The sequence below is a fragment of the Jiangella anatolica genome (assembly GCF_003236295.1).
In the GTDB taxonomy this organism is placed as follows: Bacteria; Actinomycetota; Actinomycetes; order Jiangellales; family Jiangellaceae; genus Jiangella; species Jiangella anatolica.
Genome location: NZ_POTW01000035.1, coordinates 13,097 through 27,874, shown reverse-complemented (window position 1 = coordinate 27,874; position 14,778 = coordinate 13,097). Strand labels below are relative to the sequence as shown.

Here is a 14,778-nt window from a genome sequence, read left to right as displayed (position 1 = left end):
AGACTCCCGTCGGTGGTGGCACTCCGGACCAGGGTAAGCGCTTTCTTGACAGCGCCGCAATTCGGATGGATCATCCATATTGCAACGTTTCAAGCCACATTCTCGATCGTCCACCCCGTTCACCGTCGTACGGAGGAGAGCCGAGATGACCCGTCAGCACGTCCTGCGCCGCCTCGCGGCCGTCGGCGCCGTCGCCCTCGTGGGCGCCGCGCCCGCGCTCACGCCCGCCACCGCCGAGGAGACGGCGCTCGCCACCGTCGGCTTCGCCGTCACCGGCCCCCAGGAGATCGTCTTCGACTACGGGGACGACGCGTGCGCCACGATCGACCTGCCCGACGCCGCCGCGCGAGCGTTTCGCGACTCGTCCGGCGACGTGCACCTCATCGCCACCCATTACCAGCACTGGGCCTCGATCGGCCCGTCGCTGAACGCCGTAGAACGCGACTGCGGGCACATGATCTACGCCGCCGGCGCCAACCCGCTGCCCGAGACCTTCGACAACCGCGGCTGGCTGGAGTCGTTCTACACGCTGGACGGCGACACGATCCACGGGCTGGTCGCGATGGACTACCACCCGGACCACTACACCGGTCTGGACTGCTCGGTCCAGGACGAGTGCTGGTACGGCACCACCGTCCAGGCCACCTCCACCGACGGCGGCTACTCGTTCACGTCGCCGCCCACCGGCACGCCACGCTTCATCGCCGGCCCCGACGTCCCGTTCGACGCCGCCAGCCCGGACCGCGTCGGCACCTTCGTCCCCTCCACCATCGTCGAGGGCCCCGGCGGCTACCTGTACGCGACGCTCTCCTACGACCGGCCCAGCGGCGAGGGCAGCTGCCTCATCCGGACGCTGCCGCAGGACCTCGGCAACCCGGCGTCGTGGCGGGCGTGGGACGGCACCGGGTTCGGCGTCCAGTTCAGCAGCCCGTACGCCCCCGGCACCGAGCCGGGCGACAACGACTGCGCGCCGGTCGCATCCTCGCTCGGCTGGCCGATCCGCAGCCTGATCAAGGTGGAGGGCCAGAACCTCTACCTCGCGATCGCGCACGGCACCGCCACCGTCGGCGGTGTCACCAAGGCCGTCGTCCGCGCCTCGACGTCGACCGATCTGCGCACGTGGACGACGCCGCAGACGGTGATGGAGCTGCCGCGGTACGGCCAGTTCGGCGAGAACTGTTCGACGCACGCGAGCCAGGAGCGCTACCAGTACCCGTCGCTGCTGGACCCGGAGAGCACGTCGATCAACTTCAACTCCACCGGCTCGACCGCGTACATCTACGCGACGGCGATCCGGTACTGCGAGGGTCTGGATCGCAATCTCGTCCGCTGGCCGATCAGCATCACCGTGAGCTGACGGCCGGCGGCGCCGGCCTACCGGCGGCGGACGTAGTCCTGGATCAGCGCGTTCGCGGCCGGGCCGGCCAGCCCGCGGCCGCGCTCGTACGCCGTCGCGAACTCCTCCTGGCCCAGCTCGGCCCGCAGCCGCGCCGTCAGCTCGACGACGTCGGGGTTGAGGCCGTCGGCGGCGCCGCGCAGGGCGTGCGCGGCGCCGAGCAGCTCGGCCGCCGCGCCCGGCTCGCGGTCCGAGCGGGCCAGCGCGGCCGCGGCGACGCCGACCGCCGCCACCAGCGGCAGGTCCTTGATGTGCGCGGCCGCCGTCGCCGCCGCGGTCAGCTCCCGGGCCGCGGTGTCGGCGGCGCCGGCCGCGACCGCGAGGTGCCCGGCCGACGTGCCGAGGATCGCGACGAACATCGGCTCACCGGACTCCGCGGCGTGCGCCGCCGCCTCGCCGTACCAGCGGCGGGCGCCGGCGAGGTCGCCGCCGAGCCGGTCCAGATCGCCGAGCAGCACCCGGACCAGCACGACGCAGTGCACCGACGGCGCCGCGAGCCCGGCCAGGCCGGTCAGCTCGGCCCGGGCCTGCTCCGGCGCGCCGGTCCAGGCGTGCAGCTGGGCCAGCCAGGCGCGCTGCTCGATCGCCTCGTCGGACGGGTCCAGCCGCCGGCGCAGCCCGATCGCCCGCTCCAGCGCGGGCGCCGCGGCGGCGTCAGCAGACCTGGTCCGCATCAGCGCCAGGAAGGTCAGCGTCGTCGACTCGCCCCAGAGGTCGCCGGCCGCCCGGTACGCCGACGCCGCGCCGTCGAGGTCGGCGATCGCGCCGGCCAGGTCGCCGCCGGCGCCGGCGAGCATCGAGCGGACCAGCAACAGCCCGCCGCGGGTCCAGTCGCCGGCGGCGGGCAGCAGGCGGTCGGCCGCGGCCAGGCCGGCCCCGGTCTCGTCGGCCAGCAGCGCCAGCAGCGGGTCCAGCAGCGGAAGGACCGGGTGCCCGGCGGCCGGCGCCGCGCCGGCCCACCCGCGCAGCCGGCCGGCGATCGCCGGCGCCGCCTCGGGGTTGTGCTCGCCGAGCAGCGCGTTGAGCACGTAGTACGCGACGACGACCGCGCGGTGCTCCGGGTCGGCCGGGCCGTCGAGCTCGACCAGGCGGCGCAGCCGGTGCGTGGTCGCGGTGTGGTCCGACGAGATCGTCCAGTACTGCGCCAGCGCGGCGCCCAGCCGGACCGCCGTCGCCGGATCCGTGCCGACGGCCAGCTGCACCGCGGCGCGCAGGTTCTCCCACTCGCCGCGCAGCCGCACCAGCCACTGCGGCTGGTCCGCCGACCGCAGGCCCGGCTCGGCCCGCTCGGTCAGCTCCAGCACCGACGCGACCAGCGCGGCCTCCGCGGCCGCCCGGCGCCCGGAGGCGGTCAGCCGGGCCAGCGCGAACTCGCGGATCGTCTCCAGCATCCGGTACCGCGGCTGCGCGCCCTCGGCCAGCTGCAGCAGCGACTTGTCGACCAGCGCCGCGAGCAGCTCGGGCGCGTCCGGGCCACCCTGCGCGGCGGCGCTGGCCGGCGTCACGACCGGGACGACGGCCAGCCGCTCCAGCAGCGTCCGTTCCGGCTCGGTGAGCAACTCCCAGCTCCAGCCGACCAGATCGCGCAGGGTGCGATGCCGCTGGTCCGCGGTGCGGGCGCCGCGGGTGAGCACGTCGAACCGGTCGCCGAGGCGGTCCGTCAGCTCGGCCAGCGGCAGCGACCGCAGCCGGGCGGCGGCCAGCTCGATCGCCAGCGGCAGCCCGTCCAGGCGGCGGCAGACCTCGGCGACCAGCGCCGGGTCCAGGTCCAGCTCCGGCCGGACGTCGTGGGCGCGCTCGGCGAACAGCCGGACGGCGTCGGCCGGCGCCAGCGGACGGACCTCGTGCAGCGCCTCGCCGGGCAGCCGCAGCGGCTCGCGGCTGGTCGTCAGCACCCGCAGCCGCGGGCAGCGACGCAGCAGCTCGCCGGCCAGTTCCGCCGCGGCGTCGACGACGTGCTCGCAGTTGTCCAGCAGCAGCACGATCTCGCTGCCGCCGAACGACTCGACCAGCCGCTCGACGGCGGTGCGCCCGGCCGGCTCGACCGTGCCCGGCGCCGGCAACGCGTCGGCGGCGGCCTGCGGCACCTCCTCCGGGTCGGCGACCGCGGCCAGCTCGACCAGCCGGACCGGCACCGGCAGCGTCGCGGCTGCGGCCACCGCCAGCCGGGTCTTGCCGGCGCCGCCCGGCCCGGTCAGCGTCACCAGCCGGGCTCGACTCAGCGCCTTCGTCACCTCGGCGAGGTCGTCGTCGCGGCCGATCAGCGAGGTCAGCGGCGCCGGCAGCGCCGGCCGGGCCGGCACCGGCTCGTCGGCGCGCAGCGCGTCCAGGTGAGCGGCGCGCAGCTGCGCGCCCGGGTCGGCGCCGAGCCGGTCGGCCAGCAGCGTCCGCGCGTCCTCGAACGCTTCCAGCGCCTCGGCCCGGCGGCCGGCCGCGACCAGTGCGCGCACGTGCAGCGCCCGCAGCCGTTCGCGCAGCGGCTGCTCGGCGACCAGCGCACGCAGCCGCACGGCGACGTCGGCGGCCGTGGTCCCCGCGGCCAGCTCCGCCTCGGCGAGGTCCTCGGCGGCGGCCAGCCGCAGTTCGTCCAGCCGGGACAGCACCGGGCCGGCGACCGCCGCCCCGTCGAGGTCGGCCAGCGGCCGGCCGCGCCACAGCGCCAGGGCCGCGCGCAGCGCCGTCACCGCCTCGGCGGCGGCGCCGGCCCGCAGCCGGTCCCGGCCGGCCCGGGCCAGCCGCTCGAACCGGCCCGCGTCGACGTCGTCGGCGGCCAGCTCCAGCCGGTAGCCGCCGGCGACCTGCCGCAGTTCGGCGCCGGTCCCCAGCAGCCGGCGCAGCCGCGACACGAGCGTCTGCACGGCGTTGACCGGATCGCCCGGCGGACCATCCGGCCAGACCGCGTCGACCAGCGCCGGCATCGGCACGACCGCGCCCGGCTCCAGCGCCAGCCGGGTCAGCAGCGCCCGCAGCCGCGCCCCGCCGACGGCGACGACCCTGTCGCCGTCGCTGAGCCGGACCGGCCCGAGAATGCCCACCTGCACGGACCCAGCCTGTCACGGCCGTCGGTGGACGACGCTCACCGATCACCACCACGCGGACGTGCTCAAGCGCTCGCGGTAGGTCTGACCGGCCACGAAGGCGAGTCTCGCAGGCGGCGCCGCCGGAGCCGCATGGGACAATGCGTGCCGTCACGACCGATTCCGGGGGGATTCACCATGAGCGACACCGCGTCCGCGACGATCGACCCGGAGCTGCACCGCCGCCTGGCCGCCGCCCTGTTCAACGACACGTGGCGGCTGATGGAGTCCGAGGACCGCTCCCCCGGCGACGACGTGCTGATGGTCCACCAGGCGCACGCGTCGGCGTACCACTGGCTGCAGGTCGGCACGCCGCACAACGTCGCCCGCAGCCACTGGCTGTGCTCGCGCGTCTACTGCGTCCTCGGACGGGGCGAGCCGGCGCTGTTCCACGCCCGGCTGGTGCTGTCGACGTGCCAGGACAACGGCATCGGCGACTGGGACCTGGCCTTCGCCTACGAGGCGCTGGCCCGCGCCCACGCCGTCGCCGGCGACGTGGACGAGGCGCGGCGCCACCTCGCGCAGGCCCGGGAGGCCGGCGCCGCCATCAGCACCGACGAGGATCGAGAGCTGCTGCTCGGCGACCTGGCGACGATCCCCGTCACACCCGGCGGATGACCCGCAGCAGGTACTCCTCGCGGTGCAGCGGGTCGTGGTCGGTGCGCGGACGCTCCGGCGGCGGGCCGGCGACCGGCTGGTAGCGCTCGAACCGGGTCTCCAGGACGCCTTCGCCGCGGGTCAGCGACGGCAGCAACTGCTGCAGCTCGTGGGCGTGCGCCGCCGGCAGATCGCCGTCGAGCAGATAGCCCTCCGGTGTCGCCGCGGGTGTTCCCGGCACCGCGCGCAGCCGTGCCAGCACCGGCAGCACCTGGCCCAGACAGTCCGCCGGCAGCTCCAGCACGAACCGGTGCACCGGCTCCAGCACGCAGGTCCCGGCCCGGGCCAGCGCCGTCGTCAGCACCAGTGGCGTCAGCAGCCGGAAGTCGCCGGCCGTGCTCGACATGCTCTTGTCGAACGTGGCGTGGGCGTGGCTCTGCCGAGGTGCGTACTGCGACCGGATCAGCGTCACCCGGCAGTCCGGCACGTCCCAGCCGTGCAGCCCCTGCCGCAGCGTCTCGTGGACGGTCTCGTCGATCGCCCGCAGGAACGCCGGTGGCAGCGATCCCAGCTCGATCTCGATGCCGAACCGCACCCCCTCGCGCTCGGCGGCCGGCTCGACCCGCAGCCCGATCCCGGCGAGGAACGGGTTGCCGTCCTGCTTCATCAACTCGACCGCCTCGCCCGTGCCGGTGACCCGCTCGACGTGGATCGTGGTGGACTCGCGGAAGTCGACGTCGAGGCCGTAGTCGGCGGCCAACGTGGCCTGGACGACCTCCTTCTGCACCTCGCCGTAGAGCGAGACCGACACCTCCTGCCGCAGGTCGTCCTGACGCAGGTCGATCAGCGGGTCCTGCTCGGCCAGCTGGGCCAGCGCGGCGTGCAGCGCGCCCCGGTCCCGCGCCCGTCGCGGCACGACGACCGTCTCCAGGGTGGGCGGCGCGAAGTGGTGCTCGGCGGACTCGGCGCGTTCGCCGAGGGTGTCGCCGATGCGCACGCCGGTCAGGCCCCACACCTTGGCGATCCGGCCGGCGCCGGCCTCGCCCCGCGGCCGGGCGCCGCCGCCGTCGAAGACGCTCAGCGCGGTGACCCGGCCGGCGGCCAGCCGGTCGCGGACGCGCAGCGTGCCGGCGACCATGCGGACGTAGGCGACCTTCTCACCGGCCGGCCCGCGCTCGACCTTGAAGACGGTGCCCTGCGGCCGCCCGTCGGCGCCGTCCTGCGGGGTGGACGGCAGCAGCCGCGCGATGCCCGCCGTCAGCTCCGCGACGCCGGCGCCGGTGATCGCCGAGCCGGCGAAGACCGGGTGCACCTGCGCGCGTCGCGACTGCCGGGCCAGCGATCGCAGCAGCCGCCGGTGCGTCACCGCCGCCGGGTCCTCGACGTAGTCGGCGAGCAGCGCGTCGTCGCCGTCGGCGAGCGCGTCCACCAGCCGCGCGTCGAGCCCGTCGTCGCTGGTGAACGGGCGGAACCTGGCCGCCGCGGTGCCCTGCCCGGTGGCCGTGCCGAGCGGCACGATCCGCGGCGTCAGCTTCGCGGCCAGCTGCGCGGTGACGGCGTCGAGGTCGGCGCCGGCGCGGTCGAGCTTGTTGACGAAGATCAGCGTCGGCAGGCGCAGGCGGCGCAGCGTGCGCATCAGCACCCGCGTCTGCGCCTGCACCCCCTCGACCGCCGACACGACCAGCACGGCGCCGTCGAGCACGCCGAGCACCCGCTCCACCTCGGCGATGAAGTCCGGGTGGCCGGGTGTGTCGATGAGGTTGACCGCCGTGTCGCCGATGGTGAACGCGACGACGGCGGATCTGATGGTGATGCCGCGCTGGCGCTCCAGCGCGAGCGAGTCGGTCTGGGTGCTGCCGGCGTCGACGCTGCCGACCTCGTCGATGACACCGGCGGCGTACAGCAGCCGCTCGGTGAGGCTGGTCTTACCGGCGTCGACGTGCGCGAGGATGCCCAGGTTGAGCGTACGCAATGAGCTTCGAGTCCCTTGCTCGGACGAATGGAGTCACTGGGGTGGACCCGAAAGCTCGGCGCATGACGCTCTCCCTTCTCACTCGCTGGTGGTGTCCAGTCGATCACCGGCCGGTGCGCGCGGGCAACCGGTTTTCCGCGCGAGTGTCACGGTTCGAGGTGGGACAGTGTCGAGGACACTCGGTGGCCCCCATCGGGCCTACGGTGCTGACATGCACCAGCGACTCGACGGGCGGCGGCTGAACCGGGCGACGCTCGCGCGCCAGCACCTGCTCGGCCGCGTCGGCCGATCGGCGCTGGACGTCGTCCGCGACGTCGGCGGGCTGCAGGGCCAGGATCCGGACCCGCCGTACGTCATGCTGTGGAACCGGGTCGAGGGCTTCACCGTCGCGCGGCTGACGGCGCTGCAACTGGACCGCAGCGTCGTCCGGGCGACGCTGTTCCGCGGCACGCTGCACCTCGTCGCGACCGACGACTACCTGTGGCTGCGGCCGCTGCTGGCGCCGATGCTGGCCCGCTGGCAGCGCGGCGCCTGGGGCAAGGCCCTCGACGGCGTCGACCCGGACGACCTCGCGAAGGCGGCGGCGGACCTGCTCGACGACGGCCGGCTGACCCGGCCCCGGCTCGCTGCCGCGCTGGCCGCCCGCTGGCCCGGGCACAACCCGACGGCGCTGGCCCGGTCGGTGCAGGGGCTGCTGCCGGTCGTCCACCCGCCGCCGGACGGGCTGTGGAACCGGCACGGGCCGGCGCACATCGCGCTGGCCGGCAACTGGCTGGGCCGGCCGCTGTCCCCCGGCGTGCCGCCGAGCACGCTGGTCCGGCGCTACCTGGCCGCGTTCGGCCCGGCGACGGTGAAGGACGTCCAGGCGTGGAGCGGGCTGACCCGGCTGCGCGAGGTCGTCGAGGCGATGCGCCCGGAGCTGCTGACATTCGCCGGCGAGCACGGCGAGGAGCTGTTCGACCTCCCCGACGCGCCACGTCCGGACCCGGACACGCCCGCGCCGCCGCGGCTGCTCGCCCTCGCCGACAACGTCGTCCTGGGCTTCGCCGACCGCTCCCGCCTGGTCGGCCCGGAGGCGGCGACGCGGATCGGCTGGGAGGCCGCCGTCCTGATCGACGGCGAGGTGGCCGGCTTCTGGACCATGGCGGTGGACGACGACGCCGCCACGCTGACGGCCGAGCTGCTGCGTCCGCTCACGGGCGACCAGGAGACGGAGCTCGAGGCCGAGGCGTCCCGGCTGCTGGCGTTCGCCGCCCCCGCCGCCGACCGGCGCGACGTCCGGCTGCGGATCCCCGCCGGCAAGGCCTAGAACCTCCGCCGCAGCGGTCCGGCCAGCGACCCGCGCGACCCGACCTCGACGGCGGACAGGCCGAGCCAGCCGGCCAGCCGGGACAGCTCCTCGGCCAGCGCCGGAACCACCTCGTCCTCGGAGGCGGCGGGCTCGAGGAACGCGCCCGGGACCAGGAGCGCCCCACGCGGCCGGTCCGCCTTGACGTCCACGCGCGCCACCAGCGCGTCACCGAGCAGGAACGGCAGCACGAAGTACCCGAACTCACGCTTGTCCGGCTTCACGTACAGCTCGAAGCTGTGCCGGAAGCCGAACAGCCGCCGCACCCGGCCGCGTTCCCACAGCAGCGAGTCGAACGGCGACAGCAGCGCCCGCCCGTCGACGGCGCGCGGGATCGGGCCCGGCGCCAGCCAGGCCGGGTCCGCCCATCCCTCGACCCGCGCCGGCGCCAGCTCCCCCGACGACACCAGCTCGCGCAGCCGGGCCCGGGTCTCGACGCCGGGCAGCCGGAAGTAGTCGGCGACGTCGCGGGCGGTGGCGACGCCGAGGGCGGCCATCGCCCGGCGGACCAGCTCGCGCTGACCGTCGGCCAGGGACAGGCCGGGCGCCGCGAGCACGGCCGACGGCAGCACCCGGGACGGGACGTCGTAGAGCCGCTCGAACCCGCGCCGCCCGGCGGCCGCCAGCTCGCCGGCGTCGAACAGCCCCTCCAGTGCGGACTTGCCGTCCGACCAGCGGTACCAGAGCAGCGTCGAGTCGGCGTACCCCGCGCGGGCGGACCGGTCCCGCGGCGCCTTGTCGGCCAGGTCCGCGTACGCCAGCGGCCCGCGCGCGCCGACCTCGGCGGCCAGCGCGTCCAGGTAGCCGGGCCGCTCCCGCTCGACCCGGTCGCGGAACCGCCGCCAGGACGGCTGCTCGGCCCGCCGCCGCATCCGCCAGCGCAGCGCCGGGTGCAGCTCGACGGGGACGAACGACATCGCGTGCCCCCAGTACTCGAACCCGTGCCGTCGCCGGTACACGACATCGTCGAGCAGCTCCGGCGCGGACGCCCCGAGCCGCGAGTACAGCGTCAGATAGTGCGACCGCACCAGCACGTTGACGGCGTCCAGCTGGACCGCGCCGAGCGCCCGCAGCACCGACCGCACCCGCGCCGCCGTCACCGGCGCAGCCGGCGGCGGGCGGTCGAGCAGCTGGGCCCGCAGCGCGATCCGGCGCGCCTGCGCGAGCGACAGCTGCCCGGTCACGGCTACCCGGCGGTTTCCCGGACGACGTCGCGGGCGGGCTTGTCGGTGCGCAGCCCCTTGTAGGCGGGGTGGCGCAGGGTGCCGATCGCGGTCCACTCGGCGAACGCGACCTCGCACACCAGCTCCGGCCGGACGAACACGCAGCCGCGCTTGTCCGGCTGCGCGCCGACGAACGGGCTGGCGCCCGACGCGAGCGGCGCCAGCAGCCCGGCCAGCCGCCGCCGCTCGGCCACCGTGAACCCGGTGCCGACCCGGCCGGAGTAGCGCAGCTCGTCGCCCTCGTAGACGCCGATGGCGAGGGCGCCGAGGGTGCCGCTCAGGCCGCCCTCACCGGCGAACCAGCCACCGATGACGACCTCCTGGCGGTTGACGTTCTTCACCTTCAGCCAGTCGGTCCCGCGCTTGCCAGGCTGGTAGCGGCTGGCCAGCCGCTTGGCGATGACGCCCTCCAGCCGCTGCGCCTTCGTCGCCTCGAGCATCGCCGCGCCGTTCCCGGCGACGTAGTCCGGCCGCTGCCAGCCCGAGCCGCCGGACGGCAGCAGCTCGTCCAGCGCGGCCCGCCGCTCCTCGTACGTCGCGTCGAGCAGCGACCGGCCGTCAAGGTAGAGCAGGTCGAACAGCAGGTACACCGCCGGAGCGCCGGTCACCAGCCGGTCCGACAGCCCGGACACCTCGACGTTCATCCGCGACTGCAGCTTCTCGAACGACGGCCGGCCGGTGTCGTCGAACGCGACGATCTCGCCGTCGAGCACCGCGTCGCGCCCGTCCAGCGCGGCCGCGACACCGTGCACGTCGGGATACACCCGGGTCACGTCGCGCAGCGTGCGGCTGGACAGCTTCACCTCGCCGCCGGACACGTAGGCGATGGTCCGGACACCGTCCCACTTCACCTCGAAGCCCCAGCGGTCGTCGTCGGCCGGCAACCGGTCCGACAGCGTCGCCATCATCGGGGTGATGGTGCCCGGCCGCGGCATCACGACCGCGAGCGCTTCTCTCGGATCTTCATCGCGATGTCCAGCGGAGTGCCCTCGAAGCCGAACTCCTCGCGCAGCCGCCGCTCCACGAACCGCCGATACGACGGCTCCAGGAAACCGGTGGTGAACAGCACGAACCGGGGCGGGCGGGTGTCGGCCTGGGTGGCGAACATGATCCGCGGCTGCTTTCCGCCACGCACCGGGTGCGGGTGGGCGGCGACCAGCTGGCCGAGGAACGCGTTCAGCTTGCCGGTCGGGATCCGCTGGTCCCAGCCCTCGAGCGAGGTGTCCAGCGCGCGGACCAGCCGGTCGACGTGCCAGCCGGTGCGCGCGGAGACGTTGATCCGCGGCGCCCAGGCGACCCGATCCAGCTGCCGGTCGATCTCGCGGTCGAGCGTGTCGCGGCGCTCCTCGTCGAGCAGGTCCCACTTGTTGAACGCCAGCACCAGCGCCCGGCCGGCGTCGACGACCATCGAGATGATCCGCAGGTCCTGCTCGGCCAGCGGCTCGCTGGCGTCGATGAGCACGACGGCGACCTCGGCCCGCTCCAGCGCGGCGGCGGTGCGCAGCGACGCGAAGTACTCCGCGCCGGACGCCTCGTGCACCCGGCGGCGGATGCCGGCGGTGTCGATGAGCCGCCACTCGCGATCGCCCAGCTCGATCAGCTCGTCGATCGGGTCGACGGTGGTGCCGGCGACGGAGTCGACGACGACGCGGTCCTCGCCGGCCAGCTTGTTCAGCAGGCTGGACTTGCCGACGTTCGGCTTGCCGACCAGCGCGACCCGGCGCGGGCCGCCCTCGAGCCCGTCGAAGGACTCCGGCGGCGCGTCGGGCAGCGCGGCGACGACGGCGTCGAGCAGGTCGCCGCTCCCCCGGCCGTGCAGCGCCGACACCGGGTACGGCTCGCCCAGCGCGAGGTTCCACAGCGCCGCCGCGTCGGCCTCGCCGCTGGGCCCGTCGACCTTGTTCGCCACCAGCAGCACCGGCTTGCCGGACCGGCGCAGCAGCTTCGCGACCGCCTCGTCGGTGTCGGTGGCGCCGACGGTGGAGTCGACGACGAACATGACGACGTCGGCGGCGGCCATGCCGACCTCGGCCTGCGCGGTGATCCGCGCCGCCATGCCCTTCGCCTCCGGGTCCCAGCCGCCGGTGTCGAGCAGCGTGAACGACCGCCCGGCCCAGGCGGCGTCGTAGGCGACGCGGTCGCGGGTGACGCCGGGCACGTCCTCGACGACCGCCTCGCGGCGGCCGAGAATGCGGTTCACCAGCGTCGACTTACCCACGTTGGGACGGCCGACGACGGCCACGACGGGCGTGTAGACGTCCGCCTCGGCGACGGCCTCCAGGGCCTCCGCCGGGATCTGCTCACTCACTTGCGCTCCTCGCTCCGGGACGCCACGGCCTCGCGGTGGGCCACCAGGGCTTCGCGCAGCTGTTCGGTCGCCGCGTCGAGGGCCGAGCGCGTGCGCCCGCCGCCCGCCGGCAGCGTGACCGGACGGCCGAAGACGACCTCGACCCGGGACCGCAGGCCGGGCATCCCCCCCAGGGTACGTCCCCGGGACGCCGTTCCCGTGAACACGACCGGGATGACGGGCGCGCCGGAGCGCAGCGCGAACCAGGCCAGGCCGGTCCGCAGCTCGGAGAAGTCGCCGGCGCCGCGGGTGCCCTCGGGGAACACGACCAGCACCCGGTCGGCGTCGAGCACGCCGATGCCGGACTTGACCATGCTTCGGCTGGGGTCGTCGCGATCGAGCGGGATCTGCCCGACGCCGTGCAGCAGCCAGCCCAGCGGCCCCTTGAACAGCTCCTTCTTCGCCAGCGTGTGCACCGGCCGCGGGCAGGTGCCCATGAGCAGCGGCGCGTCGAGGAAACCGGTGTGGTTGGGCGCCAGGATGACCGGCCCGGTCCGCGGCACGTGCTCGGCGCCGGTGATCGTCACCCGGTACAGCAGCCGGGCCAGCGTCCAGGCGGCGTACTTGCCGAAGACCGAGCCGCGGTAGGTCGGCAGGCCGGAGTCGCTCACGCCCGCACCCCCGTGCGGGCCTCCACCAGCTTCAGGACGGCGGCGACGGTCTCGTCCAGCGACAGCAGCGAGGAGTCGACGACGTCGACGCCGTCGGCGGCCTGCTGGAAGCTGGCGACGGTGGAGTCGTCGGCGTCGCGGCGGACCACTTGGTCGCGGGTCGCGTCGACGGCGTCGGCGTCGGCGCTGCCGTGCACTTCCAGCGCGCGGCGGGACAGCCGGACCTGCTCGTCCGCCGTCAGCAGCACCCGGACCGGCGCGTCCGGCGCGACGACGGTCGTGATGTCGCGGCCCTCGATCACGACGCCGCCGGCCCGGGCCACGGCCTGCTGCCGGGCCACCAGCTCGGCCCGGACGCCCAGGTTGGTGGCGACGGCGCTGACGGCGGCGGAGATGCGGCTGGTGCGGATCGCCGCGGCGATGTCGGCGCCGTCGACGGACAGCGTCTCGATCTCCGGGTCCAGCCCCTGCTCCAGCCGCAGCTCGCGGGCCAGCTGCGCCACCCGCTCGGTGTCGGCGAGGTCGACGCCGCGCTCCAGCGCCCACCAGGTGACCGCCCGGTACATCGCGCCGGTGTCGAGATAGCGCAGGCCCAGCGCCGCCGCGACCCGGCGGGCCACCGTCGACTTCCCGGAGCCGGAGGGGCCGTCGATGGCGACGACGAGGTGAGCGAGGTCGGTTTCGGACACGTCCAGAAGGGTACCGGCCGCCGGTCAGCCGCGGATGGTCCACCCGCGTGCCCGAAGCGACCCCGTCAGCTCGTCCTCGGCGCCGGGGCGCACGTCAAGCTCGACCAGGCCGATCGGCTCGCCCGGGCTGTGCTCGATCCGCACGTCCTCGACGTTGACGCCGGCCGCGCCGGCGTCGGCGAACAGCGCGGCCAGCTGGCCGGGCCGGTCGTCGACGGCGACGATGACGGTGCCGAACTCGGTGCGCGCGCTGCCGTGCTTGCCGGGCAGCCGGGACCGGCCGTCGACGCCGTCGCGGAGCAGCTCGCGCAGCACCGGCTGGCCGGCGACCGGCGCCTCCAGCGCGCTCATCAGCCGGTCCAGGTCCGAGCGCAGCCCGGCCAGCACCGGGCGCACGGCGGCCGCGTTCGCCGTCAGGATCTCGGTCCACAGCTCCGGGTCGCCGCCGGCGATGCGGGTGACGTCGGTGACGCCGGGGCCGGCCAGGCGCACCTCGTGCCCCGGCGCGCCGGCCAGCCGGCCGGCCATCAGCGCGGCGACGACGTGCGGCGTGTGCGAGACGAGCGCGACCGCTGCGTCGTGCTCAGTCGCCGTCATCGTCATCGGGACGGCGCCGGCCAGCCGGGCGACCGCGAGCGCGCGGGTCACCGCCTGCTGGTGGGTGCCGTCGTCGGGGCAGATCACCCACGGGCGGCCGGCGAACAGGTCGGCCAGCGCTGCGCTCGGTCCGCTGACCTCGCGGCCGGCCATCGGGTGGCTGCCGACGTAGCGGCCGGGGTCGGGCACCCGCTCGCGCACCTGCGTCGTCGGCAGCACCTTCACGCTCGCGACGTCGGTCGCGTACTCGGCCCGGCCGCCGGACATCACCTCGCCGACTACCGTCGCGACGGCCTCCGGCGGCACCGCGACGACGGCCAGCGCGGCCGGCTCGGCCGGCGTCTCGGGCTCGGCGTGGCCGGCGCCGAGCCGGATCGCCTCGGCGAGGAACTCCGGCTTCGCGTCGGCCAGCCGGACGTCGACGCCGGCCCGGGTCAGCGCCAGCCCGAGCGACGTGCCGACCAGCCCGGTCCCGACGACGAGGACGGCGCGGCCGCCGAAGGGGTCCATCACCGGTCCGCGAGGTCGTCGCGCAGCACCGTCGTGCCGTGCAGGTACACGTGCCGGATCTCCGAGCGCGGCTTGGTGGTCTCGACGTGCGCCATCAGCCGCACCACCCGCGGCAGCGCGCCGGCGACGCCGATCTCCTGCGCGCACATCATCGGCACGTCGGTGATGCCGAGCTGGCGCACCGCCACGGCCGGGAACGCCGAGCGCAGGTCCGGCGTCGCGGTGAGGAAGATGCTGATGACGTCGTCAGGCGTCAGCTCGTTGCGGTCGAGCACCGCGGTCATCAGCTCGGCGGTCCGCTCCAGCAGGTGCCCCGCCTCGTCGGCGTCGAGCTGGGTGGCCCCCCGTATCGCGCGTACAGTCACGAGACAGCAAGGTACCCGTTGCGCCCTCGAAGCCGCGTCCGACCGC

12 protein-coding genes are annotated in these 14,778 nt (G+C 75.3%); 3 read left to right on the top strand and 9 right to left on the bottom strand.

Translation table 11 applies throughout. The features are described 5' to 3' along the window. The first annotated feature begins 145 nt into the window (after positions 1 to 145). A complete protein-coding gene (locus C1I92_RS15925) occupies positions 146 to 1,357 on the top strand; it encodes a hypothetical protein (protein ID WP_111255636.1) in 1,212 nt (403 codons plus the stop codon). Between the two features lie 17 nt (positions 1,358 to 1,374). On the opposite strand, the gene C1I92_RS15920 is transcribed toward C1I92_RS15925, so the two are convergent. Continuing rightward, a complete protein-coding gene (locus C1I92_RS15920) occupies positions 1,375 to 4,437 on the bottom strand; it encodes an AfsR/SARP family transcriptional regulator (RefSeq protein ID WP_111255635.1) in 3,063 nt (1,020 codons plus the stop codon). 174 nt (positions 4,438 to 4,611) lie between these two features. Between C1I92_RS15920 and C1I92_RS15915 the strand changes: the two genes are divergently transcribed. Then, positions 4,612 to 5,091, top strand: a complete 480-nt coding sequence (locus tag C1I92_RS15915; RefSeq protein WP_111255634.1) for a hypothetical protein — start codon at positions 4,612 to 4,614, stop codon at positions 5,089 to 5,091. Here C1I92_RS15915 and C1I92_RS15910 read toward each other — a convergent pair. Beyond that, positions 5,075 to 7,042, bottom strand: a complete 1,968-nt coding sequence (locus C1I92_RS15910; RefSeq protein ID WP_111255633.1) for an elongation factor G — start codon at positions 7,040 to 7,042, stop codon at positions 5,075 to 5,077. The two genes, C1I92_RS15915 and C1I92_RS15910, sit on opposite strands and share 17 nt — an antisense overlap. Before the next feature lie 211 nt (positions 7,043 to 7,253). Between C1I92_RS15910 and C1I92_RS15905 the strand changes: the two genes are divergently transcribed. Further along, on the top strand, positions 7,254 to 8,351 hold the full coding sequence (locus C1I92_RS15905) for a winged helix DNA-binding domain-containing protein (RefSeq protein WP_111255632.1): 1,098 nt from the start codon (positions 7,254 to 7,256) through the stop codon (positions 8,349 to 8,351). Here the strand turns inward: C1I92_RS15905 and C1I92_RS15900 are convergent. The 7 genes from C1I92_RS15900 to aroH are packed head-to-tail and all read right to left on the bottom strand — an operon-like array spanning position 8,348 to position 14,732. Further along, entirely contained in the window at positions 8,348 to 9,574 is a 1,227-nt protein-coding gene (locus C1I92_RS15900; RefSeq protein ID WP_111255631.1) for a winged helix-turn-helix domain-containing protein, read from the bottom strand. The genes C1I92_RS15905 and C1I92_RS15900 overlap by 4 nt on opposite strands. 2 nt (positions 9,575 to 9,576) lie before the next feature. Then, positions 9,577 to 10,521, bottom strand: coding sequence for a non-homologous end-joining DNA ligase (gene ligD, locus C1I92_RS15895; protein ID WP_111255660.1), 945 nt, complete (start codon positions 10,519 to 10,521; stop codon positions 9,577 to 9,579). A 26-nt stretch (positions 10,522 to 10,547) separates the two neighbouring features. Next, positions 10,548 to 11,921: a ribosome biogenesis GTPase Der gene (gene der, locus C1I92_RS15890; RefSeq protein WP_111255630.1), complete on the bottom strand. Its 1,374-nt coding sequence runs from the start codon at positions 11,919 to 11,921 to the stop codon at positions 10,548 to 10,550. Beyond that, complete coding sequence (locus C1I92_RS15885) at positions 11,918 to 12,571, bottom strand: lysophospholipid acyltransferase family protein (protein WP_111255629.1); 654 nt, start codon at positions 12,569 to 12,571, stop codon at positions 11,918 to 11,920. The genes der and C1I92_RS15885 overlap by 4 nt, the downstream gene beginning before the upstream one ends. Continuing rightward, positions 12,568 to 13,260 carry a (d)CMP kinase gene (gene cmk, locus C1I92_RS15880; RefSeq protein WP_111255628.1) on the bottom strand — a complete coding sequence of 231 codons (693 nt, stop codon included), beginning with the start codon at positions 13,258 to 13,260 and terminating at the stop codon, positions 12,568 to 12,570. The genes C1I92_RS15885 and cmk overlap by 4 nt, the downstream gene beginning before the upstream one ends. Before the next feature lie 24 nt (positions 13,261 to 13,284). Further along, a complete protein-coding gene (locus C1I92_RS15875; RefSeq protein WP_111255627.1) occupies positions 13,285 to 14,367 on the bottom strand; it encodes a prephenate dehydrogenase in 1,083 nt (360 codons plus the stop codon). Next, positions 14,367 to 14,732 (bottom strand): chorismate mutase, encoded by a 366-nt coding sequence (gene aroH / locus C1I92_RS15870; protein ID WP_111255626.1) that lies wholly within the window; start codon positions 14,730 to 14,732, stop codon positions 14,367 to 14,369. The genes C1I92_RS15875 and aroH overlap by 1 nt, the downstream gene beginning before the upstream one ends. Positions 14,733 to 14,778 lie beyond the last annotated feature (46 nt).